The sequence below is a fragment of the Mesorhizobium sp. B2-2-4 genome, from assembly GCF_006442375.1.
Lineage (GTDB): Bacteria > Pseudomonadota > Alphaproteobacteria > Rhizobiales > Rhizobiaceae > Mesorhizobium.
The window spans coordinates 447498-468277 of the sequence record NZ_VFWB01000005.1 but is presented as its reverse complement, the minus strand read 5'-3'; the positions used below and the strand labels follow the sequence as shown (position 1 = coordinate 468277).

Genomic DNA, 20780 nt, shown 5'->3' with positions numbered 1-20780 from the left:
TCTACCTCCTCAATGACTGAAGGCTGGCGACAGCGTCCAGTCCTTTTGCGCCTTGTTGACCTCATCGCGCAGCGCGTCCCAGACGCGGCCGCGATATCCGTTGAATCCGGCGCTGGCGCGGATGTCCCCGTCGCGCGGCCGTGGCAGGTCGATGTCTATGATCTCCTTCACCGCGCCCGGCCGCGCCGTCATCACCACCACGCGGTCAGCGAGGAAGATTGCCTCGTCGATCGAATGGGTAACGAAGATCACTGTTGTCTTGATCTTGCCCCAGATCCGCAGCAACTCGCCCTGCAGGAGCTCGCGCGTCTGCTGGTCGAGTGCGGCGAAGGGTTCATCCATCAAAAGCACTTCCGGGTTGCTCGCCAAGGCGCGGGCGATCGCCACGCGCTGCTGCATGCCCCCGGAGAGCTGGTTGGGGAAACGGTCCTCGAAACCGGCAAGACCGAACAACGACAACAAATGGAGCGCCGTCACCGTGCGCTCGGCCTTGGCGACGCCACGCACCTCCAGCGCGTATTCGATGTTGGCCAGCGCCGTGCGCCAGGGAAACAGCGCATATTGTTGGAAGACATAGCCGGTCTTAGGATCCGGCCTGGTGATGCGCCGGCCGTCGAGCTGGACATCGCCGCCGCTCGCCTGCGTCAGCCCGCCGATGATGTCGAGCAGCACAGATTTGCCCGAGCCGCTCGGGCCGACCAAAGTGATGAACTCGCCTTTGCGGATCGAAAGATCGACGCCGTCGAGCACGGTGATGCGGTCGGTCTCCTCGCCGTCGACGGTGACGAACTGCCCCGGCTTGAGCAGAAAGGTCTTCTTGATATCGCTGACGACGATGCGGTCCATGTCCTGTCGCTTCCTATTGCGCCACGCGGATGCGGTGCGTCGGGTCGAATTCAGAGCCGCCGGCCTTGCCGCGCTTCCAGCCGAGCGCGCGGGCGTAGCCGCCGAACAGTTGACGTGCCTCGACCTGCGCTTCCGTGATGCCGGTCGGCCCCTCGGCGAACTCGGCCACGTAAAGCGCGTCGGTCGGGCAGTAGATTTCACAGAGAAAGCAGGTCTGGCAGTCGTCCTGACGGGCGATCACAGGCGCGCCGTCCTTGGTAGCGTCGAACACATTGGTCGGGCACACCTTGACGCAGATGTCGCATTCGACGCAGCGCGCGGCCGAGACGATCTCGATCATGACGCCAGCTCCGCCAGGCGCACCGGCGCCCCGGCAATGCGGAAATCGTCGACGCCGGTGATGACCAGCCGATGCGCGAGGGCCGGGTTCTTGCCCGGCTGATCGGTGCGCCGATGCATGCCGCGGCTTTCTGTCCGATGCAGCGCGGCCGCCACCGACCAGCGCCCCGCGGCGACGATCGACGCCGCCTCGCGCGCGCGGACCCGGTCCACCCCTTCGCCCCGCAGATGGTCGCGCACGTCGCGCCAGACACTCTCCAGCCGCCCCCGGCTTTTCTCCAAGCTCTCGCCGTTGCGGAAGAAATTTTTGTCGAGCGGCGTCACCTCGTTGCGCACCGCCTCGATGACCTCGCCTGCAGCGATGTCGGCACGCGGCGAGGCCGCCGGGCGCAGGCCGGCCTGGCCGAGTGGTTCGACGGTGTCGCGGAACGCCCTGCCGCCGCGACGCTTCGAATGGGTCGAGGCGCCCTTGCCCGCCCACCAGCCGCTGGCCAGCGCCCAGGAGGAATTGACGGCGCCGCCGCCCGATACCGCTCCGGTCATGATCTCGCGGCTGGCGGCGTCGCCTGCGACATAGAGGCCCGGCACGCCGGTGGCGCAGTCGTCGGAGACGATGTCGATGCCGCCGGTGCCGCGCACCGTGCCTTCGGCGCGCAGGGTGATGCGGAACAGCTCGGTGAACGGGTCGACACCGGCGCGGTCATAAGGCACGAAGCAGTTCGGCTGCCCTTGGCGCAACCAGCCTTGCAGCGCCGGCTCCGCCTGATCGAGCCGCGCATAGACCGGTCCCTCGATCAATGCGCGCGCCACCTCGTCCTCGCGGTCACCGATACCGTTGCGCAGCGGCTCACCGGTAGGGCCCAGGATCGGCGATCCATCCTCGCGATGGAATGAGGCCCAGCGGAACGGCAGCCCCTTGTTCAGCGAAGACCCAAAGGGCGCCAACGTGTATTTGCCGGTAAACTCGATGCCCGACAGGCTGGCGCCGGCCTCCGCCGCCATCAGATAGCCGTCGCCGGTCAGTCCAGTCCCGCCGAGGATGCGCTCACGGAAAGCGCAGCCGCCGGTCGCCAGCACCACTGCGTTGGCGTCGACGCGCCAGTCCTGGCCGGCCTGCCGGCCGATACCGGCCGCGCCTACGACGGCATCGCCATCCGACAGGAGTTCCAGCGCCGGATGATGGTCGAGCACGGTAACGCCAGCCAGAAGCACACGGCGGCGCATGAAGCGCATGTAGTCGGGCCCGCGCAGATTGGCGATGTAGAGCCGGCCGTCATCCTCGCTCGGGAACGGATAGCCCCACTCGGAAAGCCTGAGCAGGTTGCGATAGGCCGTGTCGACGCAGCGCAGCATCCAGCGCTGGTCCGCAAGCTCGCCGGTGCGCTGCCAGCGTCGCTCGACCACCGCATGCCTGTTGTCGCCCGGCGGTACGCACCAGGTACCCGTATTGGACGGCGCGGTGGCGCCGCTGGTGCCGAGATAGCCCTTGTCGGCCAGCACCACCTGCGCGCCGCTTTCGGCAGCAGCGACCGCCGCCCAGGCTGCGGACGGGCCTCCGCCCAGCACGAGCACGTCGGTCTGGAGTTGCAGCCTGTCGGACGCGGATCTTTGAGGCATGGACATGGATGCTCTGCGAAGGAGTGCGAGGCGCTAAGCAGCGCGCGCAGCGCCCGAGAACCACGCCGGCTCATTGCCGGCGCTCCATTTGATGTTGCAGCCGATCGACGGCACCTGGCCGGCGGCGGGCCTGCCGCCCTCCAGCACCGCGTCGACCGCCGCGCGCAGGTCGTTACCCGTCACCGCCTTGCCATTGCCCGGCCGCGCATCGTCGAACTGGCCATGATAGGCAAGCCGCCGGTCGGCGCCGAACAGGAAGAAGTCGGGTGTACAGGCCGCGCCATAGGCTTTCGCCGTCTGCTGCGAGGCATCCTTGAGATAGGGGAAGGAATAGCCGAATTTCTCCACTTCCTCGCCGATGCGGGCCAGCGTCTCTTCGGGATGCGCCTCATGGTCGTTGGCATTGATGGCCACCACTTGCAGCCCCTTGCCCGCATATTCCCTGGCGAAAGCGGCAAGCTGCTCGCGGATCAGCACGACGAAAGGGCAGCGGTTGGAGATGAAGGCGACGAGCAAGGCAGGCTTTGCATCGAAATCGCCGAGCCGGTGCAGCACGCCTTGTGCGTCGGGCAGCAGGAAATCGGCCGCTTTGGTGCCAAGCTCGATCGAGTTGGATTCTGTCTTCGGCATCGATGCGCTCCCTTCTTGCTGCCGCTCAGACGGACCATGCCGTGCAGCGCCGGACGAAGTTAGTCTATGAATTTAGTAGAATTATAGGCTAGACAACCCGCCTCCGGTCAACCGCGCCGCTTGGAATATCGTGCCAATGTTTCGGGCCGGGCGAAAAGTTTGTTCGAACGGAAGGCCGTTTTGAAAGAAATGAGATTTGGCGGGGAGCGAAGCGCCAACTGCCTTCGTCGTCCGCGTCGAGCTTGGTCAGGAAACGGTTTCCTTGCGGACAATTGCCCTGTCATCCCCGCCGACGCGTATCGCGATCCGCTCGCCGGAAACAATGCCGTCAATCTCGCAGACCACCAGCGGCATGCTGATCCCGTAGAGAAATTCCGCGACGATGGCGCCCACTGCCAGGATCGGGTCAGGCCGTTCCAGGAGGATGCCGGCCGGCGCCGTGCCCCTGCGGATTGCCTCGGCCAGCACCGAGGATGAGGACGAGGAGCCGCGCCCGCTCGGCATGATCAGGATTTTCCCGGCGACGTTCTGGCCGAGGCCAGGATGCGAGTGATCCATTATGTCGCCTGTCGTGGCATCAACGCCGCCCCAGAAGCTCAGCGGTTTCGAGAATACCAACGCCCGGCCCTCGGCACTCCCGGCCAGTTGGAAGGTGCCGGATCGCTGGACGACGCCCGGTTCCACCGGCGCGGTCATGACGCGCCCCGCACGACATGCCCCACCGCGGCGGAGCGGATGCAATCCGCCATATCCGCAAACGCAACCGTCACGCCGATATTGCCCGGAGCGTAATGCGCCCATTTGCCGGAATTGGTCATCACCACGCCGTCGAGCCGTTCCAGAATCGCAGTGACATAGGTGCAGGTGTCGGCGACGGGGATCAGGCCGAACGCCTGTGTGCCATCAAGCGCGCCCTCCTCCTGCAATCGCGTCAGCGTCGCGCGACCGGTGTTGACATAGATCGGGATGCCCCTGCCCGGCGCGATGGCACGCAGCAAGGGCAGCAGGCGCATCCATTCCGCATGCGAGAAATGCGGAGTGCCCAGCGACACGGCCGCCAGCGGCGCCCCGTCGGGTACGCGCGACAGCCTGGCCAGTGCATGATCGATATCGGCGCGCGTGATGCGGATCGTCTCTTCCGGCGCTTGACCATGGAACGCCTCGTCGAGCGTTCCCGCTTCCGGCGTGATGCCGACCGCATGGAACAGCGCCACGGCGCCGGTAGTCGCTGCTGCCGCGCCCAGCGCCTTCAGCTGGTCCTCGTCGCGCGGCCGTGGCAGACCTGTGACAACCGGAACGCGATCGCCGCTGGCTTGCCCGATGATCAGTCCGACGCCGACGAACAGGGCGTCGCTCGGCTCTGGCTCAGCAAAGTTCAGCTCGAACAGGATGCGGCCGCGCCGGTTCTCGCTCAGATGCAGGCCCCAGGCCGGCGCGCGGCCCGTCATGGCGCAGCACAGGTCGATGAAATCGCCATAGCGGTTGGTGCGCGCGCCGATCACCGAATTTGCAAACACGATGGCATTGGATTCGCCCCAGGCGATCTGCTGCCCGAAACCTGGCCGGAACCGCGTCTGGTAGGGCGCGCAGGTGAAGGTCGCCTGGCAGCCGAGCTCGATATGCGCCTTCATCAGCCGCCGCGCCGGCGCTTCCTCCGCCGCCGGCATCTTCACCATGCCGGGATGGATGAGATCGAATGAGCCGACATTGAGCGTCGTCGGCACCTGCACGCGGCCGCCGCCCTCGACCAGCCGTTCGACGAAATCGAGCCCTGCCGTGCCATGGTAGAGGCAGCCATCGATATGGGCGCCGGCAATGTCGAGGAGGCTGTCCGCTCCGACGGCTTTGGAGAAGGCGACGAGGATCTTCATGGCCGCGGCCGCCGACGGCCCTTGCTCGCCGTCGAGCATGGATTGGTCCTCGGCAGTCAATTCCAACGTCATTGCCGCTCTGGCCCCTACTCGATCTTATGGCGCGAAGGAACGCCAGCAGTTCAGTGAACTACCCCGCAGGGATCAACACCGTGCTCTGCGGCGACCAGCGTAGTACGACATGCTGACCTTCCGCCAGCCTGTCAGCGCCGGTGTTCTGGACGATGACCTTCAGCGTCTGGCCGGCACGCTCGACAAAGTAGGTGCTGTTGTTGCCGGCGAAGATGCGTTTGGAAACCTGGCCCTTCAGTATGTTGGCATCGCCCTCCGAAGTTCCGGCATCAAGGGCAATCCGAATACGCTCCGGACGCACGGCGCAGCTTGCCTTTGCGCCGGCGGCAAGCCTGGCGCCGGCCCCGGCGGCGATCGTCGTGCCGTCCGCTAAGCGGATGCCGTTGCCGGTGGTATCGCCGCGAAAGATGTTGGCATCCCCGAGGAAGATGGCGGCGAATTCGCTTTTCGGCCTGTCGTAGATCTCCTCCGGCGGCCCTTCCTGCACCAGCCGGCCATCGCGCAAGATACCGATGCGGTCGCTCATCGTCAGCGCCTCTTCCTGGTCGTGGGTGACGAAAATGGTTGTGATGCCGATCTCGCGCTGGATGCGCTTGAGCTCGATTTGCATGTCGACGCGCAGCGCCTTGTCGAGGGCGCCGAGCGGCTCGTCGAGCAAAAGCACGCGTGGCTTGGTGACGATGGCGCGCGCCAGCGCGACCCGCTGGCGCTGGCCGCCGGAGAGCTGATGCGGCTTGCGACCGCCGAGCGAGCCGAGCTGAACGAGGTCGAGCGCGCGTTGCACCTCGGTGGCAATCGCCGCCTTGGCCTCGCCGCGCACCGACAGGCCGAAGGCGACATTGTCGGCGACGCTCATATTGGGGAACAGCGCGTAGTTCTGGAACACCATGCCGATGCGCCGCTTCTCGACCGGTACCCGCTCGACGCTCTCGCCGCCGATGGCGATGCGGCCGCTGTCGGGAAAATCGAAGCCGGCGATTTGCCTGAGCAGCGTGGTCTTGCCGCTGCCTGATGGCCCAAGCAGCGCGTAGAAGCCGCCATCGACGAAATCGATCGAGACGTCGTCCAACGCCTTGTGCGCGCCGAAGCTGCGCGAGACGTTTGATACCTGGACGCCCGCCATTATTTCTCTCCGCCGAATTTGAAGAAGCGCGCTGTGAGCAGCATCAGCGCCATCGACACCACGATGATGATGGTGGAGACCGCGTTGATCTCGGGCGTGAAACCCTTGCGGATCGCGGCGTAGATCTCGACCGGCAGCGTCGTCTGCCCCGGCGTCGCCAGGAAGTAGGACACCACGAACTGGTCGAACGACACGGCGAACGCAAACAAGCCGCCCGCGATCACACCCGGCATGATCCAGGGCAGCGTAACGCGGTTCGTCACCTGCCACTGGTTGGCCCCGAGCGAGCGTGCCGCCTCTTCCAGCTCCGGCGCGAAGGTTTGCAGCCGGGCCGAGACGACGACGATGACATAGGGCAGCGCCAGCGCGACATGGCCGAGCAGGATGGCGAACAGGCCGCGTCCAATGCCGATGCCGAAGAAGAAGATCAGCATCGCCGTGCCGGTGATCAGCCAGGGAATGGCGATCGGTGGGAACAACAGCGCCTGCAGGAATTTCTTGCCGCGGAATTCATTGCGGTAGAGCGCCAGGGACGCCGCCGAGCCGAGCACGGTTGAGATGACCGTGGTGATGACGGCGATCTCGATGCTGTTCCAGGTGGCGGCGATGAGCTGGTCGTTCTGCCACAGCGAGGCGTACCATTCCGTCGTCCACTCGAATGGCAGCTGGTAGAATGGCGAGACGTTGAACGACATCAGCGCCATGATAATGATGGGCAAATACAGGAAGGCGAGCAGCACCGCGATATAGAGGCGGCCGAGCCACTCCAGGATACGCGTCGTCGCCATCACGCCACCCTCCGCAGCACCGGTGCGGCCAGCGCCAGAATGATCAGCACGACGGCCAGCAGAATGAAGGAGAGTGCGGCCCCCAGCGGCCAGTTGAACACGGCGACGAACTGGTCCTCGATCACCGTGCCGTAAAAGGTGCCGCTGCGGCCGCCGACGATCCGCGGCTCCATGAAGGAGCCGACGACGGGCACGAATATGAGGGCCGCGCCCGCCACCAGGCCCGGCATCGATAGCGGGACAATGACCCGCTTCAGCACCTGCAGCCGCGAGGCGCCGAGCGAGCGTCCGGCCTCGAGCAATGAATCGTCGATCGCCTGCAAAGTGAGATAGCAGGTCAGCACCATGTAGGGCACATAGGAGTGCACCAGTCCGATGATGATCGCCGGATAGGAATACATGAGGTCGATGTTGATCTTGAACGGCAGCACAGCGTTGAGCGCGGTGTCGAGAATGCCGCCTTCGCGCAAAACCATCGCCCAGGAGAAGATGCGCACCAGCCCGTTCGACCAGAACGGCAGGATGACGAGCAGGAAGATCGCCTCGCGGCTGCGCCCCTTCAGCACCTTGGCCAGTACATAAGCCGCGGGATAGCCGATGACGATGCACCACAAGGTCACCTCGAGGCCGAGGCGCAGCGAGGCAAGCAGCAGTGTCAGGTACAGGCTTTGCGAGAAGAAGGCGGCGTAGTTGCCAAGCGTGAACGCCCACGGCTTTCCCGTCAGCGGCAGGTCGGTCATGAACGAGAAGAACACCATGGCCGACAACGGCAGGAAGATCGCCACCGTCAGCCAGAGATAGGCGGGCGCCAGCAGCGGCAGTGCCGACCTCAGCCCGCCGCGCACTGCGACCGCACCCTCTGCTGCCATGCTATCCTCCTCCCCGGATTGGAAGGACCAACCGGCGCGAACGCCGGCTGGCCCTGGCGCGGGTTTTACTTCACGTCGACCTTGAGCTGCTGCCAGAGCGCCAGATAGGCCTTGCGCTGCGCATCGGTGATCGGAGCCTGGAACTGGATGCGCTTGGCGACTGTGGGATCACCCATCACCTTGCGGTTGAACGAATCCTCGGGCAACGCTTCCACCGCCTTGGTGTTGGCCGACACCGGTGCACCGACCTTGGTGACCCATTCGACATAGAATTTCGGATCGATCATGTAATTGATGAAGGCTTCGGCGCCCGCGACATTCTTGGAGCCAACCGGGATGGAGAAGGCGTCCAGCCAGGCGACGGCGCCTTCCTGCGGGATCACGAGCGAGACCGGCAGCTTGAAATGCGTCTTGGCGCGGTCGGCCGAACCGCTCCAATAGGTGCCGATGTCGATCTGGTTGGAAGCCACCATCTGGTTCCAGTCGTTCTCCGAGCTCCAGAAGGTCTTGATCTGCGGCATCAGCGAGGTGAGCTTCGTCTTGACCGCGTCCATATCCTTGATGTCGTTGATGTTCTGGCCCGTCGCGATGGCGCCGAACTGCACCGCCTCGACGGCGTCGTCGCGGATGACGACGCGGCCCTTGTGGGCGGGGTTCCACATTTCGGCGATCGACGTCGGCGGCTTGTCGAAGGACTTTTCGTTGATGGCAAGGGCGGTCAGGCCCCACACCCACGGCACGCCATAGACCTTGCCGTCATGGTCGAGCATCGGCGAGCTCGCCTTGTCCTTGCTGATGTCGGCATAGTTGGGCAGCTTGGAGGTGTCGATCGGCTGGATCAGCTTTTCAGCCATTGCCTGGTCGTTGAAGGCGGCGTTGATCATGACGACGTCATAGAGACCAGGATTGGTGCGGATCTTGGTCAGCATTTCCTGTTCGGAATTGAAGAAGTCGTTGACCACCTTATGGCCGGTCGCCTTCTCGAAGGCGGCGATCGCCCATGGCTCGTCGGCGCCGTAGCCCTTCCAGTTGAGCACATGCACTTCATCGGCCTTGGCGGCAAAGGTAAGTGCGGAGGTGAAGACGGCCGTCGCCGTCAAAAGAGCAGTCAGGTCAGGCATGCGCATGTTCGTTCCTCTCTTTGTTTGCCCGCTTCCCGGGCTTTGTCAGGCTGTCTGATGGGCCTTCCGGTCCTGGCCTCGCGCGCCGGTCGAGGGACCGTCGGCACGACTCAGGAAAGTCTGGATTTCCGCGTCGGCGGGCGCGGATGAACCGCCATGGCGGGTGACCGAAATGGCCGCCGCCGCATTGGCGTAGCGCACCGCCTCGAAAGGCGGCATGCCACGCGCGAGCGCACTTACGAAGGCGCCAATATGAGTGTCGCCGGCGCCGTTGGTGTCGACCGCCACCACCTTGAAACCGGGAATGGTTCGGGCGGAGCCGCCCGCCAGTCGGATATGGCAGCCCTTGGCGCCGCAGCGGATGACGACGCCGTCGGCGTTGGGACAATGATCGGCAAGCAATCGCGCCGCAAGGGCGTCGGCATCGCCCGGGCCGGCAATGTCGGTGGCTTCCGTCGCGTTGCAGCTCAGCCATGTCGTGCGGGCGAGCACCCGCGACAGGGTGGCGCGCGAAATGTCCGAAACGACCGGCGTCGGGTCGAGGACAAGTGGAATGTCCGCCGGCAGCGTCTCGATCCAGTCGGTGAGCGCCTCGCGGCTGCCGGGATAGCTCAGCGTGTAGCCTGACGTGAACACCCAATCCTCGGGTGCCACCAGAACCGGCGCCATCAGATCGAGGCTGAGCACGCTCTCCGCCCCCGGCCACGACACGAAAGTGCGTTCGGCATCGCTGGAGATCATGGCGACGCAATTGCCGCTGTCCATCAGTGGCGATGGCTGGATCAGCGTCTCGATGCCTTCGGCACTGAAGGCGGCGCGCAGGAAGTCGCCATTGGGTCCGCTGCCGAGCTGGCCTGCGAATACCACCTTCATGCCGGTGCGGATTGCCGCGACCATCATGTTGAAACCGCCGCCGGCGACCTGGGCGTAGCTCGAAGCCGTCTTCTCCGTGCCCGGCGCCGGCAAGGCATCGATACGGTAGACATAGTCGACCACCGCGCTGCCGATATGGACGAGACGCGCGCTCATGCCGCCGCGTCCTTGCCGGGGCCGGCCTGCTCCAGGCGACTGTTCGAAGTCCGCGCCGCGACGAGATCGGCGGCGAGCGCACGAACGCCCGCCATGTCAAAGCCTTTGAGGCGGGCGATGCGGTCCTGCGGCAATCGTGAAAGGCCGGTGCAGGCGCCGGCCATGCCTGCGGCGATGGCGCCGATCGTGTCGGTGTCGCCGCCGAGATTGGCGCTGATGACCGCCGCTTGCCAAGCATCGCCGCCGGCGACCTCCAGCACAGCAAAAGCGGCCGGAACGGACTCCTGGCTGGCAACGCCGGTGCCGACCAGATCGGTGATCAGCCGGACCGCATCTTGCGGCGCCTTGCCGCGGATCAGATCCTGCGCCCAGGCGACGCGCGCGGCGATGTCGCCGCCGGTCACCCAGTGGCCGTGTGTCGCCCCCCGCCTCGCCGCCGCGACGGCGCTGTCGGACGCGGCGCGCCAGTCGCCGCCGGCGATGCCGCGGCTGACGGCGGCCGCGACCGCCGCGGCGGAGGCAATGGCGATCGAGGTGTTGTGTGTCGCCCGGCAGGTTTCGGCCACCTTGTCGACGAGCGCATCCAGCGGCTCCGGCTGCATCATGATGCCGAGCGGCGCGATGCGCATGGCCGCGCCATTGGTGTCGCCGCCGCGCCCAGCCTCCTCGGCTGGCACGCCCTTGTTGATGGCGTCGATGGCGCGCTTGGTCGACGGTCCCAAAAGGTCGTAGCTGCCGCGCGCCTTGACCTCGCGCTCCCAGTCGAGCAGCGCGTTGACCCAGCGCGCATGGTCGAAGCGGTCGCCTGAGGCAACCAGGATGCGGCCGAGCAGCAGCGCCTGCTCGGTATCGTCGGTGATAGTCCCGGCCGGCAGCCCTTTCGACACCGGATGATCGGCAAAGGGCGAGACGAAATCCTCGACATGGCCGTAGAGTTCGGCGATGCGCTGAGGCGACAGAAGCTGCGTCGGCATGCCGAGCGCGTCGCCCAGCGCCCCGCCGACGAGCGCACCCATGGCGCGGTCCATCTCAAGCTCGTTCTCCGGCATCGCTCAGAACCTCATATGCAGCGCGAAATGGGCGGGATTGAGCAGGCTGGTGACATATTCGACCGGCCGCTCATCGGCCGCACGCGTCAGGCGACGGCCGCGCAGGAAGGGTGTGCCTTGCGGGCACCCGAGGATAGCGGCGTCATGGGCGTTCAACATCTCGATGTCGACCCACTCCTCGCCATGGTCGGGTACAAGCCCCGCTTCGCGTAGCGTCTGGTGCAGCGAGCCTTCGCGCAAGCCCCGCAGAGGCACGTCCTCCAGCTCTGGCGACAGCGGCAGGCGGCTGCGTTCGATGGAGATGGCATGGCCGTCGCTGGCATTGGTGCGGACCCGGTCGACGGCGATGAAGAGCGGACTTTCGACGCCTAACAGCACGGCAAGGTCGTGGTCTTCGATCACCTCCAGCCGCAGCGTCCGCGTTTCGGCGTTGGCGCCGGCATTGGCCAGCGCGCGCGACCATCCGATCGCATCATCGACAGGCTTGCCGTCAAAGGTGACGAAGGATCCGATGCCGACCTTTGTGGTGATCAGCCCGCGGCTGGACAGTTCCTCCAGCCCCTTGCGCACCGTGTTGCGGCTGACGGAAAAGCGTTGGACGAGTTCATTTTCGCTTTGCAGACGGTCGCCGAAACCCAGCACGCCGGAACGGATCTCGTGTTCGAGAACGGTGGCGATCTGCTCGGGCTTGCCCGTGCCGGGAGACAGTTTGATCGCGCTCCGCTTCATATAAGTACCTGTATAGTGAACCTGTCTAGTCTTGTTTAATCTCTCCTCGTATAGCGGGCTTGTCAATGGGACGGGTCATGTGCCCCGATGCACTGCTTTCGACGATCCGCCGGCCGCAGGCGGCAACGAAGAAGGAATTTCCCCATTGCTGGACGCGTCGCACCGTGTCGCGATCCTGCTGCGGTGACCCTACCGGCAGAAGAAGGAAAGCCCGCTCCGGGAACCGGGGCGGGCCTTGGAGGAGGACAAGGGTGGGACCTCTCCTCTTGCTTTCCACGGGGGGTGTGGACCAAAATCACCTTACGGGAGTTTCGCCAGACGCCGGATCACAAGCCTGTTTGCCCGCATCACGATCCGGTGCGCGCCGGCATCGACATGGTCACAGGATCGCGATCAGCGGCCAATGCATGTCGCCCAAACAATGCATGTCGCCCAAAAGCGGGCTCTCGCCTTGTGAGAACGACGTGCACGACGCGCTTTAGATGCGTCCAAGCACGACCAGAATAATGACGATCAGCAACACAAGCCCCAGCCCGCCGCCACCATAATAACCGGTTCCGTAGAACGGACCGCCGCCGAGGCCGCTGAAGCCGCCGAGCAGGGCGAGGATAAGGATGATGATAAGGATGGTTCCAAGACTCATGGCTTCCACTCCCGCAGGCACTTGCGCGCCGGTTCGGCACTTCTGGGTTGAGAATGTTGCTCACAGACAACGCTTTGAACGCGTTCGCGTTCCACCTAATGCATGACGTCGAGAAGGCGACGGCGCAATTCGTGCAGCAGTCCTGCCGCAATGGCGGGGCTTTCCGACCGGCCGACGCGCAGGATACGATAAAGCTGAAGGAACGTGATTACGGCGTAAACGGCGAGATTGTAGAAGGATAAAGCCGACAGCAAAAACAGGCGGTTGAGCGTCAAGATCGGATCCACTTCGACTTATCTCGATCTTGCATCGTCAGATCTGTGAGAGCGGATTTGCAATTCATGCTTGCATTTCTGGAACAAATAAGGAACAGTAGGGAACCTAGCTGCCAAGGCGGATTAAAGTTTTGGGGGGACCAGCGATATGATGAGGTGGAAGGATGCGCGGCTCCTCGCCGCCGCGATCGCGATGACAAGCCTTGCGCCCGACCGGTGGCCCTCAGCCGGGCTTGGCGCCGCTCTCGCCCGGAACACGCCTGCGCTCGCAGCCGAGAAGGATTATGCAACCTGCTTCGGCGAGGACATCGAGCCGGACAAGCGCATTGTTGCCTGCTCCGCGATTGCGGAGGACGCCGCAGAGCCGGCGCGCAGCCGCGCCACAGCCTATTTCCAACGGGGCGTCGCTCTCGGCGACCAGAAGCAATACGACCGATCGATCGCCGACTACAGCGAGGCGATCGCGCTCGATCCGAACGACGCTTCCGCGTATCTCAACCGCGGCGCCGACTGGTTCAGCAATGGAGACGACGACCGTGCGATCGCGGACTTCAACATCGCCATCAGCCTGGAGCCGTCTTCCAGCGATGCCTACAGCAACCGTGGCCTCGCCTTCCTGCACAAGGGCAAGATCGACGCGGCCATCATCGATTTCCAACAGGCAATCGAGGCGGACCCTCAGAATGGCAAGGCGCATGCGGGCCTGGGCATCGCCTGGGACAGGATGGGCGACCCGAAACAGGCCCTGGCCGAGTATGACGAGGCGGTCCGTATCGATCCCAACAATATATTGGCCAATGTCAAACGCGGTATCGCCCGCGCCGCCGAGAGTGAGTTCGATCCCACTGTCACCGATGACGATGCTGAACAGGCGCCCGGCGAGGACTTATCCGCCGCCAAGGATACGACCAGCAATCGCGCAGCCGCAAAGACCTTGATCGAGCGTGCGGGGATGCGGCTGTCGAAATATGGCCTCGAAGGCGCGCTTCTCGATTTCGACAAGGCGATCAGCCTCGATCCCGACAATGCGGACGCCTATCTCGGGCGCAGCCGCGCAAGGACACTCAAGGGAGACAGCGCCGGAGCGGCGGCGGATTGCCTGCGCGCCATCGAGCTTGATCCGACGCGGGCAGGAAGCTGCGGCGCTCAGCTCGCCGCCGACCAAAGCAAGCCGGCACCGTTGCCGGACACCCAACAGCAAAAGCAGCGAGCCGTCGTTCCGGATATCACTGCTACCCAAGACACGCTGGCCGCAAGGGTTCTGGAGGCGACCGATCCGCGCGCCCTCGAAGCGATCCTTGGCGGCGATGCCTTCCTGGACATGGGCAAGTACGATCAGGCGATCGGCGCCTACAACAAAGCGATTGCGCTCGATCCGAACAACCGGTTCGCCTATTACGGCCGCGGCAAGGCCCAGGCCGCCAAACGCGTTTACGAGCAAGCGATCGCCGATTACGACACGGTCATCCAGCTCGCCCCCAATTTTGCTGCGGCTCATTCTCGCCGGGGCCTCGCCAAGATCACGTCAGGCGATGCCGAAGGCGCTCTTGCCGATTGCAGCCGGGCTTCAACACTCGATCCAAAAGCGCGCGACGCCTACTTCTGCATGGGCATGGCCTGGCACGCCAAGGGCGACGCGGGGCGCGCGATTGCCGCCTATTCGGTAGCCATCGAGATCGATCCGAAAGACGACGCCAGCCATTACGGGCGCGGCATGGCGCGTGCTGACAGGAAGGACTATGACGAGGCAATCGCCGACTTCGGCCAGGCGATCAAGCTCGATCCCGACAATCGCGATTACGCGGTCGCCCGCAAGGCGGCTGTGGCTGCGAAGGGACAGGGCGATATGGCGGCCGCCACGCTCGGCGCCGTCAGCTCGGCGGCGGCCACCGCCAGTTCAGCCGCCGGTTCGGCCGCACCGAGCGATACTGATTCGGCCGCCAAGGCGCTTTTCGCCAAGGGTCGGAGGCTGCATGAGAAAAATGACTATGACGGCGCCATAGCCCTGTATGGCAAGGCGATCGCACTGGTCCCGGCATTTCATGACGCCTATCTGGCCCGGGCCATAGCTTGGGAGGCCAAGAACGATTATGCTCATGCTGTTGCCGATTACACGCAGGCGATCGCGATCAATCCGAATATAGCCGAGACCTACTACAGTCGCGGCCAGAACCTCAGTTTCCAGGAAAACTACGACGGGGCGTTTGCCGACTTCGAAAAGGCCATCAATCTCAACCCCGCGGACGCAAGGGTCTATGCCGATCGAGGCCTCCTATGGATGGGAGGGCACGAGGACGTCGCCGCGCTGCACGATTTCGAAAAGGCCATCAGCCTCGATCACAAGAACCCCTTTGGCTATTTCGGTCGAGGCGTGATCCGAACCAGCAGAGCGGACTATGAAGGGGCCATCGCGGATTTCAGCCAGGCGATAAGGCTTAAGCCGGATTTCGCAACCGCCTACGAGGCGCGGAGCCGGGCGTGGGAAGCCAAGGGCAACCGCAAGCGTGCTCAGGCCGATCGCAAGAAGGCACTGAGCCTTGGGGTAGATTAGACGGGCTTTTCGGGAGGGCGCGGATTTTGCGTTGGAGTGGTTTGGGCGTAATGGCAGTCGCCGCTCTGTGCTTTATTGCGGTAAAGGTTTTGCCTTGGGCGCAGCTCTGACGAGGCTGACGAAAGGCAATCAGCTTGAGCAGCGCTGGCGCCCGATGCGGTTTGATCCCTACCCCAAATAGAAGTTACTGAAATAGTTGCCAAAATCCGGTTGCCGGGCAACGGGCTCGCCGTCCCCGTTCCGGAGGATGCCGGCGGCGAAGAGATAGGAACCGATCGCTTCCATCTTGGCCGGGTCCATGCTGCCTATGGCGCCGTTTCGCCGGCGCAGATAGTGCCCGTCGATCAGCGTCTTCAGCGAGGCGTGGATCAATGCCGGATTGGTCAGGGCGTCCTTGTTGGCGGCGATCAGCAGTGTGGCCGCTTCTTCGGGATGATCGACGGTGAACTGGTAGCCGCGCCGCGTTGCCCGTATGAAGCCCGACGCCAATTCCGGATTTGCACGCAGATACGCATCGCTAGAGGAGATCAGCGTGGTGTGCTCGTCGGGCACGCCGTAGTCGGCATAGACGAAGCTTCGCTGTTTGACGCCTTTCAGTTCTGCCTCGACGCCTTCCCAGGTCGAGACCTCCAACGTGAAGTCGACCGAACCGTTGGCCAGCGCCTCATAGGCGGACGTGCCGAGCGTCACCGTTTCGAAAGCCCCCTTGCCGCCGTCGTGACGGATGATGGTCGAGATCAGCGCGTTTTCCCAGGCACTGCCGAAACCGCCATAGGTCAGGCCGTCAAGATCCCTGGGGGTTTTGATCTCGTCACGCGCTGCATTGAACACCAGCCGTCCGGTTTCGGACTGCACCACGGCATAGACCGCCTTGAGATCGGCGCCGGCGGTTTTCTGGGTGAAGAGGCCGATGGAGCCGTTGATGCCGAAATCGGCAACGCGGTTGGCAACCAGCGTGCCTGCACCGGTATCGCTGTAGGGCAGGATGTCGACCTCGAGGCCGGCCTCGCTGTAAAACCCTTTGTCGCGAGCGACGAACAGGCCGATATGGTTGGTGTTGACCGTCCAGTCCAGCGCCACCGTTACTTTCCGGGCGGCCGCCTGGGCAAGAGATCGGCCTGGCCGGGCTACAAGGGGAAGGCCGGCAGCGGCAGTGAGCAGCAAGGCTTGCCGGCGCGTCAGGTCAGTCATGGTCCGTGTCCTTCTGGTGGCTCGGGTTGAGGAGGATGTCGAGGATCTCGGCTTCGAGGGTGCCGGCCTGCCGTGCAGCGCCGCCGGCCAGTTCGCGTGGACGCGGCAGCGGCACGGTGATCTCAGCGACGACGCGCGCCGGCCGCGCCGAAAGCACATAGATGCGGTCGGACAGGAACACAGCTTCGCGCACGTCGTGGGTGATCAGCAGCGCCGTCCAGCAGTGGCGCCGCCACATCTGTTCCAACCAGCGTTGCATGGCGGCGCGGGTCAGCGCATCGAGTGCGCCGAACGGCTCGTCGAGCAGCAGCATATCGCGTTCCTGCACCACGGTGCGCAGCAAGGCCGCGCGCTGGCGCATGCCGCCGGAAAGCTGCGCCGGAAAATGCCGTTCGAAACCGGCAAGCCCGAATTCCTCGAACAGCGGAGCAACGCGAGCGCGGGCAGCCTTGCGCCTGACACCTTGCACCTCAAGCCCGAGCGTGGCGTTGTCAAGAATGCGCCGCCAAGGCATCAACGCGTCGCGCTGCGGCATGAAAGCGAAATGCCGGCCGTGGTCATCGAGCGGCTTGCCGTCGAAGAATATCTCGCCCTCGCCGTGAAGCGCGCCGGTCAGAAGCTGGAACAGCGTCGACTTGCCGGCGCCGGAGGGGCCCAGAATGGAGACGAATTCGCCGGCGCCGACGCTGAGCGAAATGTCGGCAAGCACGTCGAGTCCTTCGAAGGCCTTGCGCACATGTCGCAGTTCGAGCCGGTTCATCGCCACGGCCCCTTTCCTGCGGCCCGCCCGCCGGCGGTCCGTTCCCATGGCATGGCAAGGCGCTGGACCAGCATCGTCAGCCCGAACAGGACGAGCGTCAGCACGGCGCTGACGGCGACGGCGGCCAGCACCAGGTCCGGGCGGAAGTTGTTCTTGGCGTTGAGCATGTAGATGCCGAGGCCCTTCGCCGCGCCCGCATATTCGGCGAAGATGGCGCCCACGACAGCATAGGTGATCGAGATCCTGACACCGGCGAAGAAGTAGGGCAGCGCCGAGGGCAGCCGCGCCAGGACGAAGACACGCCAGCGCCCTGCCCCCATGGCGCGCAGCATTTGGCCGATCTCAGCCTCCGTCGCCTCATATCCTTCGGCCAAAGCCACCAACATCGGAAAGAAGGTGACCAGCGCCACCAGCATGATCTTGGGCATCAGCCCAAAGCCGAACCACAGCACCACCAGCGGTGCAATCGCCACCAGCGGCAAGGTCTGGCTGACCACGAAGACCGGAAAAAGGGCGCGCCGCAATGGCTGGGAGAAGTCGATCAATATCGACATCGCAAAGGCACCGCCGAGCGAACAGGCAAAGCCTGCGAGCGTGGCACGGAGGGTTGGCACGGCGTTATCGGCCAGCGCGTGCCGGTTGAGCATTGCCTGAGCGAAGACGCGCGATGGCGCCGGGAGGATTGTCGGCTTGATGCCACCAAAGCGCGCATAGAGTTCCCACGCGGCTAGCAGCAGCCCCACCGAAAGCATCGCCGGAGCGGTTCTGGCGATGAGGTCCACGATCGGACGCGAAGGGGCGAACGGGGAGGACACGCAGGTACCCGGAGCGGATGGCGCGGGGCGCGCCGTCAGACGGCGGTGGGGCTGTTGGCCGAGACGGTGACGTCGAGCGTTACGTGGCCGGCACCCGGCCCGAAGCGGCAAAAGGCCTCGTTGAGTGCGGTAAAAATGGCGCCTGCGTCGCCGCGCAACTTTGTGCAGAAATGCTTGGAGCGCTCATATACGCCCGACTGCTTCAGGAAGTCGATGCAGCCATAGATCTCGTCCATGTGGTCGTCGGTGCCCATGACATAAAGCGAGAACTGCGCCGCCGCCGGCTGGCCGGTGGCGGCCACGCCGCGCACGGCGGCGATAGCGGCTTCCTTGCGCGGGCCGAGCGGCCCGGCAGGTCCGCCAAACGCGTCGGAGCGGCAGATCGGATCGTCCGGCTCGCCCGGGCAGCCGCGCGAGATGGCGGCCGAAAGCACGCAATGCTTGCCGCTGCGCGCTGCCGCCACGAACAGGTCGCGCATGGCAGGAAACAGCACCTCGGGCGGCCCGACAAGCAAGGTCGAGATATCGTCGGTCTCGATCCGCAGTCGATCACGATAGGGGTCCAGTGCCCCGAGCGCGCCAAGGATGACGCCGACAAAATCGCCGGACATGGGATATAGGGAAATCTGTGCGCCTGAAAACATCGCCCGCCTCGCTCCGCTGGTATTACCCAGATCAGCTTCTAGGGTCTGTGGGCTTGCCGCCCCCGTCTCAGCCCCGACCGTACGGAGCACCCCTGTGGATGGACGCGTTAAAGCACCAATCGGGCGGCTATGAAAGCTGTTTTTTCAGGACCATCGCCGGAAATGCATTGCGCCAGGCCTGATTTATGGGCGGTTCCGTCGGGCCCGGTCTTGAGGGAAATTTGTCCGGAACCTTAGCCACGACGAGTGGTTGTCCCTATAGTCGCAAACGCGACGAACTTCGTGGAAACGAGCGAAGACTTCACAGAAATGGAGACAAACCATGCTCATGAAAATCCTCGCAGCTTCGGCTCTTACCATTGGTCTCGCGACTTCGGCGATGGCGCAAAGTGCTGGCGGAAACGGCGCCAATAATGGGCCCGGCAGCGGCCAGTCGGTCACGGTCGACCCGAACACGCCGGCATAGCCGAACACGGTGGATCCTGGCACGACCGGCAGCACGACCGTCATGCCCGACGGCATGAATTCGAACGCGGACCGGAACTGTCCGGCCAGCCCACAAGGTGCTCAGCCGGATGCCAGCCACACCGCTCCGGGCACCGCTTCGCCGACTGTCAACGACAAGCATTGCGGCAAGTAGCCATTCGCCGAAACTGCTGGAGAACGCCACGGGGCGTCTGTTCCGTGGCGTTTCCGTCTCTTTATGTTTCACCCTCGCCGAACAGGCAGGCGCCTGAGACGTAAACCGCCATCGGCCTTCGTCTCGGTTCGGGCGCCGTCTACGAAACAGCCTTTTCGCGAACCGGCAGCTTCCAGCCCGGCCTGACGAAATGACAGGTGTAGCCGTTCGGGTATTTCTGCAGATAGTCCTGATGCTCGGGTTCGGCTTCCCAGAACGCGCCGGCCGGAGCCACCTCGGTGACCACCTTGCCGGGCCACAGGTCCGAGGCGTCGACGTCGGCGATAGTGTCTTCGGCGACGCGCTTCTGCTCATCGGTGGTGTAGTAGATCGCCGAACGGTAGCTCATCCCCACATCGTTGCCCTGGCGGTTGCGTGTCGTCGGATCATGAATCTGGAAGAAGAACTCCAGCAGCGTACGGTAGCTCACACTGGCGGGATCGAAATTGATCTCGATGGCTTCGGCATGGGTGCCATGGTTTCGGTAGGTGGCATCAGGCACGTCGCCGCCGCTGTAGCCGACGCGCGTGGACAGGACGCCCGGGATGCGTCGGATCAGATCCTGCATGCCCCAGAAACAGCCGCCGGCAAGCACCGCGCGTTCGCTTGAAGTCGCCATATCAAATCTCCCCAAAGCAACTCCGGGAAAGGTTGTAGCCGTTTCCGTCGGAATTGCGCACGATAAAACTGGAGGCCCGGCGCTATGACAGCCGCTCCAGGATTTCCCATAGATGGGCATTGTCGTCGGCTTCGTCCAGTCGATGGGCGCGTCCTGCTGCCGATCACCACGGACGCGCGGCGTCACTCCCCAGGCCTGAACCTGCGCACCACGACCTCGAATACGATATCCGATATCCACATCGCGCAGACGCCGATGAGGAATGCGGCCGCCAGGGTCGTGGTGTCGTCATTGGCCATCGGCAGGCCCATGGCGCGGGAATACTGGACCACGGGCAGCGTCAGATAGGCGGCGGCTAGCGCGCCGCAGATCGGCGAGGCCACCATCTCGCGCGGTTTGTAGCGGTGGCGCGACAGCGCGCGCAATATGCCGCCAGAAAGGCCGGCGACCACCACCGGCACCTTGATACCGAGCAGGTCGAAAAGATCATGCATCATTTCATTGTCTCGCGATCAGGAAA

Annotated in this window: 22 protein-coding genes, 1 pseudogene and 1 riboswitch; of the genes and pseudogenes, 2 read left to right on the top strand and 21 right to left on the bottom strand. The window is 64.4% G+C overall.

Annotation, left to right across the window (positions count from 1 at the left end; all coding sequences use genetic code 11):
• Positions 1–9: 9 nt before the first annotated feature.
• The 15 genes from FJ959_RS15835 to FJ959_RS32315 all read right to left on the bottom strand — a co-directional run bounded on the left by FJ959_RS15835 (position 10) and on the right by FJ959_RS32315 (position 13001).
• Positions 10–846 (bottom strand): ABC transporter ATP-binding protein, encoded by an 837-nt coding sequence (locus FJ959_RS15835; protein ID WP_140630770.1) that lies wholly within the window; start codon positions 844–846, stop codon positions 10–12.
• Positions 847–859: 13 nt separating this feature from the next.
• On the bottom strand, positions 860–1186 hold the full coding sequence (locus FJ959_RS15830; RefSeq protein ID WP_140499901.1) for a ferredoxin family protein: 327 nt from the start codon (positions 1184–1186) through the stop codon (positions 860–862).
• Positions 1183–2808, bottom strand: coding sequence for an FAD-binding protein (locus FJ959_RS15825; protein ID WP_140630767.1), 1626 nt, complete (start codon positions 2806–2808; stop codon positions 1183–1185). Before FJ959_RS15825 ends, FJ959_RS15830 begins: the two co-directional genes overlap by 4 nt.
• Before the next feature lie 27 nt (positions 2809–2835).
• Positions 2836–3432: a thioredoxin family protein gene (locus tag FJ959_RS15820; RefSeq protein WP_140515885.1), complete on the bottom strand. Its 597-nt coding sequence runs from the start codon at positions 3430–3432 to the stop codon at positions 2836–2838.
• Positions 3433–3678: 246 nt separating this feature from the next.
• On the bottom strand, positions 3679–4128 hold the full coding sequence (locus FJ959_RS15815; protein ID WP_140557923.1) for a DUF126 domain-containing protein: 450 nt from the start codon (positions 4126–4128) through the stop codon (positions 3679–3681).
• Positions 4125–5375: an aconitase X gene (locus FJ959_RS15810; protein WP_140630765.1), complete on the bottom strand. Its 1251-nt coding sequence runs from the start codon at positions 5373–5375 to the stop codon at positions 4125–4127. The genes FJ959_RS15815 and FJ959_RS15810 overlap by 4 nt, the downstream gene beginning before the upstream one ends.
• A gap of 58 nt (positions 5376–5433) precedes the next feature.
• Positions 5434–6498, bottom strand: coding sequence for an ABC transporter ATP-binding protein (locus FJ959_RS15805; protein WP_140515891.1), 1065 nt, complete (start codon positions 6496–6498; stop codon positions 5434–5436).
• The gene (locus tag FJ959_RS15800) at positions 6498–7286 is read right to left on the bottom strand and encodes an ABC transporter permease (RefSeq protein ID WP_140499911.1); all 789 of its coding nucleotides are present in this window, start codon (positions 7284–7286) and stop codon (positions 6498–6500) included. Before FJ959_RS15800 ends, FJ959_RS15805 begins: the two co-directional genes overlap by 1 nt.
• Positions 7286–8155 carry an ABC transporter permease gene (locus tag FJ959_RS15795; protein ID WP_140630762.1) on the bottom strand — a complete coding sequence of 290 codons (870 nt, stop codon included), beginning with the start codon at positions 8153–8155 and terminating at the stop codon, positions 7286–7288. The genes FJ959_RS15800 and FJ959_RS15795 overlap by 1 nt, the downstream gene beginning before the upstream one ends.
• A gap of 65 nt (positions 8156–8220) precedes the next feature.
• The gene (locus FJ959_RS15790; protein ID WP_140623050.1) at positions 8221–9282 is read right to left on the bottom strand and encodes an ABC transporter substrate-binding protein; all 1062 of its coding nucleotides are present in this window, start codon (positions 9280–9282) and stop codon (positions 8221–8223) included.
• Between the two features lie 39 nt (positions 9283–9321).
• Positions 9322–10305: a PfkB family carbohydrate kinase gene (locus tag FJ959_RS15785; protein WP_140630760.1), complete on the bottom strand. Its 984-nt coding sequence runs from the start codon at positions 10303–10305 to the stop codon at positions 9322–9324.
• Complete coding sequence (locus FJ959_RS15780) at positions 10302–11354, bottom strand: ADP-ribosylglycohydrolase family protein (protein WP_140630757.1); 1053 nt, start codon at positions 11352–11354, stop codon at positions 10302–10304. The genes FJ959_RS15785 and FJ959_RS15780 overlap by 4 nt, the downstream gene beginning before the upstream one ends.
• Positions 11355–11357: 3 nt before the next feature.
• Positions 11358–12083, bottom strand: coding sequence for a GntR family transcriptional regulator (locus FJ959_RS15775; protein WP_140557916.1), 726 nt, complete (start codon positions 12081–12083; stop codon positions 11358–11360).
• A gap of 478 nt (positions 12084–12561) precedes the next feature.
• Complete coding sequence (locus tag FJ959_RS15770; protein WP_023757858.1) at positions 12562–12726, bottom strand: DUF3309 family protein; 165 nt, start codon at positions 12724–12726, stop codon at positions 12562–12564.
• Positions 12727–12821: 95 nt separating this feature from the next.
• On the bottom strand, positions 12822–13001 hold the full coding sequence (locus tag FJ959_RS32315) for a hypothetical protein (protein WP_246678933.1): 180 nt from the start codon (positions 12999–13001) through the stop codon (positions 12822–12824).
• Between the two features lie 148 nt (positions 13002–13149).
• Here FJ959_RS32315 and FJ959_RS15760 point away from each other — a divergent pair, with 148 nt between their 5' ends.
• On the top strand, positions 13150–15552 hold the full coding sequence (locus FJ959_RS15760) for a tetratricopeptide repeat protein (protein ID WP_140630754.1): 2403 nt from the start codon (positions 13150–13152) through the stop codon (positions 15550–15552).
• Between the two features lie 168 nt (positions 15553–15720).
• Here FJ959_RS15760 and FJ959_RS15755 read toward each other — a convergent pair whose 3' ends face one another.
• From FJ959_RS15755 to FJ959_RS15740, 4 genes are all read right to left on the bottom strand, one after another.
• The gene (locus FJ959_RS15755; RefSeq protein WP_140521542.1) at positions 15721–16743 is read right to left on the bottom strand and encodes an ABC transporter substrate-binding protein; all 1023 of its coding nucleotides are present in this window, start codon (positions 16741–16743) and stop codon (positions 15721–15723) included.
• Entirely contained in the window at positions 16736–17503 is a 768-nt protein-coding gene (locus FJ959_RS15750) for an ABC transporter ATP-binding protein (RefSeq protein ID WP_140500163.1), read from the bottom strand. The genes FJ959_RS15755 and FJ959_RS15750 overlap by 8 nt, the downstream gene beginning before the upstream one ends.
• Positions 17500–18318 (bottom strand): ABC transporter permease, encoded by an 819-nt coding sequence (locus tag FJ959_RS15745; RefSeq protein WP_246678932.1) that lies wholly within the window; start codon positions 18316–18318, stop codon positions 17500–17502. The genes FJ959_RS15750 and FJ959_RS15745 overlap by 4 nt, the downstream gene beginning before the upstream one ends.
• Before the next feature lie 35 nt (positions 18319–18353).
• The gene (locus FJ959_RS15740) at positions 18354–18962 is read right to left on the bottom strand and encodes a YkoF family thiamine/hydroxymethylpyrimidine-binding protein (protein WP_140630751.1); all 609 of its coding nucleotides are present in this window, start codon (positions 18960–18962) and stop codon (positions 18354–18356) included.
• Positions 18953–19066: riboswitch (TPP riboswitch) on the bottom strand. (Overlaps the previous gene by 10 nt.)
• Before the next feature lie 218 nt (positions 19067–19284).
• On the opposite strand from FJ959_RS15740, the pseudogene FJ959_RS15735 reads away from it, so the two are divergent.
• A pseudogene (locus FJ959_RS15735) lies at positions 19285–19602 on the top strand (hypothetical protein).
• Between the two features lie 139 nt (positions 19603–19741).
• On the opposite strand, the gene msrA reads toward FJ959_RS15735, so the two are convergent.
• On the bottom strand, positions 19742–20260 hold the full coding sequence (gene msrA / locus FJ959_RS15730; RefSeq protein WP_140630750.1) for a peptide-methionine (S)-S-oxide reductase MsrA: 519 nt from the start codon (positions 20258–20260) through the stop codon (positions 19742–19744).
• Positions 20261–20442: 182 nt separating this feature from the next.
• Positions 20443–20754: a hypothetical protein gene (locus tag FJ959_RS15725; protein WP_140500166.1), complete on the bottom strand. Its 312-nt coding sequence runs from the start codon at positions 20752–20754 to the stop codon at positions 20443–20445.
• Between the last annotated feature and the right edge of the window lie 26 nt (positions 20755–20780).

What these genes read in the sequence shown, in the direction of transcription:
- FJ959_RS15810 (WP_140630765.1), bottom strand. Translation starts at nt 5,375, where the DNA reads ATGACGTTGGAATTGACTGCCGAGGACCAATCCATGCTCGACGGCGAG.
- FJ959_RS15795 (WP_140630762.1), bottom strand. Translation starts at nt 8,155, where the DNA reads ATGGCAGCAGAGGGTGCGGTCGCAGTGCGCGGCGGGCTGAGGTCGGCA.
- FJ959_RS15760 (WP_140630754.1), top strand. Translation starts at nt 13,150, where the DNA reads ATGATGAGGTGGAAGGATGCGCGGCTCCTCGCCGCCGCGATCGCGATG.
- FJ959_RS15725 (WP_140500166.1), bottom strand. Translation starts at nt 20,754, where the DNA reads ATGCATGATCTTTTCGACCTGCTCGGTATCAAGGTGCCGGTGGTGGTC.
- FJ959_RS15780 (WP_140630757.1), bottom strand. Translation starts at nt 11,354, where the DNA reads ATGCCGGAGAACGAGCTTGAGATGGACCGCGCCATGGGTGCGCTCGTC.
- FJ959_RS15785 (WP_140630760.1), bottom strand. Translation starts at nt 10,305, where the DNA reads ATGAGCGCGCGTCTCGTCCATATCGGCAGCGCGGTGGTCGACTATGTC.
- FJ959_RS15770 (WP_023757858.1), bottom strand. Translation starts at nt 12,726, where the DNA reads ATGAGTCTTGGAACCATCCTTATCATCATCCTTATCCTCGCCCTGCTC.
- FJ959_RS15790 (WP_140623050.1), bottom strand. Translation starts at nt 9,282, where the DNA reads ATGCGCATGCCTGACCTGACTGCTCTTTTGACGGCGACGGCCGTCTTC.
- FJ959_RS15825 (WP_140630767.1), bottom strand. Translation starts at nt 2,808, where the DNA reads ATGTCCATGCCTCAAAGATCCGCGTCCGACAGGCTGCAACTCCAGACC.
- FJ959_RS15820 (WP_140515885.1), bottom strand. Translation starts at nt 3,432, where the DNA reads ATGCCGAAGACAGAATCCAACTCGATCGAGCTTGGCACCAAAGCGGCC.
- FJ959_RS15835 (WP_140630770.1), bottom strand. Translation starts at nt 846, where the DNA reads ATGGACCGCATCGTCGTCAGCGATATCAAGAAGACCTTTCTGCTCAAG.
- FJ959_RS15815 (WP_140557923.1), bottom strand. Translation starts at nt 4,128, where the DNA reads ATGACCGCGCCGGTGGAACCGGGCGTCGTCCAGCGATCCGGCACCTTC.
- FJ959_RS15750 (WP_140500163.1), bottom strand. Translation starts at nt 17,503, where the DNA reads ATGAACCGGCTCGAACTGCGACATGTGCGCAAGGCCTTCGAAGGACTC.
- FJ959_RS15830 (WP_140499901.1), bottom strand. Translation starts at nt 1,186, where the DNA reads ATGATCGAGATCGTCTCGGCCGCGCGCTGCGTCGAATGCGACATCTGC.
- FJ959_RS15740 (WP_140630751.1), bottom strand. Translation starts at nt 18,962, where the DNA reads ATGTTTTCAGGCGCACAGATTTCCCTATATCCCATGTCCGGCGATTTT.
- msrA (WP_140630750.1), bottom strand. Translation starts at nt 20,260, where the DNA reads ATGGCGACTTCAAGCGAACGCGCGGTGCTTGCCGGCGGCTGTTTCTGG.
- FJ959_RS15805 (WP_140515891.1), bottom strand. Translation starts at nt 6,498, where the DNA reads ATGGCGGGCGTCCAGGTATCAAACGTCTCGCGCAGCTTCGGCGCGCAC.
- FJ959_RS15800 (WP_140499911.1), bottom strand. Translation starts at nt 7,286, where the DNA reads ATGGCGACGACGCGTATCCTGGAGTGGCTCGGCCGCCTCTATATCGCG.
- FJ959_RS15775 (WP_140557916.1), bottom strand. Translation starts at nt 12,083, where the DNA reads ATGAAGCGGAGCGCGATCAAACTGTCTCCCGGCACGGGCAAGCCCGAG.
- FJ959_RS15755 (WP_140521542.1), bottom strand. Translation starts at nt 16,743, where the DNA reads ATGACTGACCTGACGCGCCGGCAAGCCTTGCTGCTCACTGCCGCTGCC.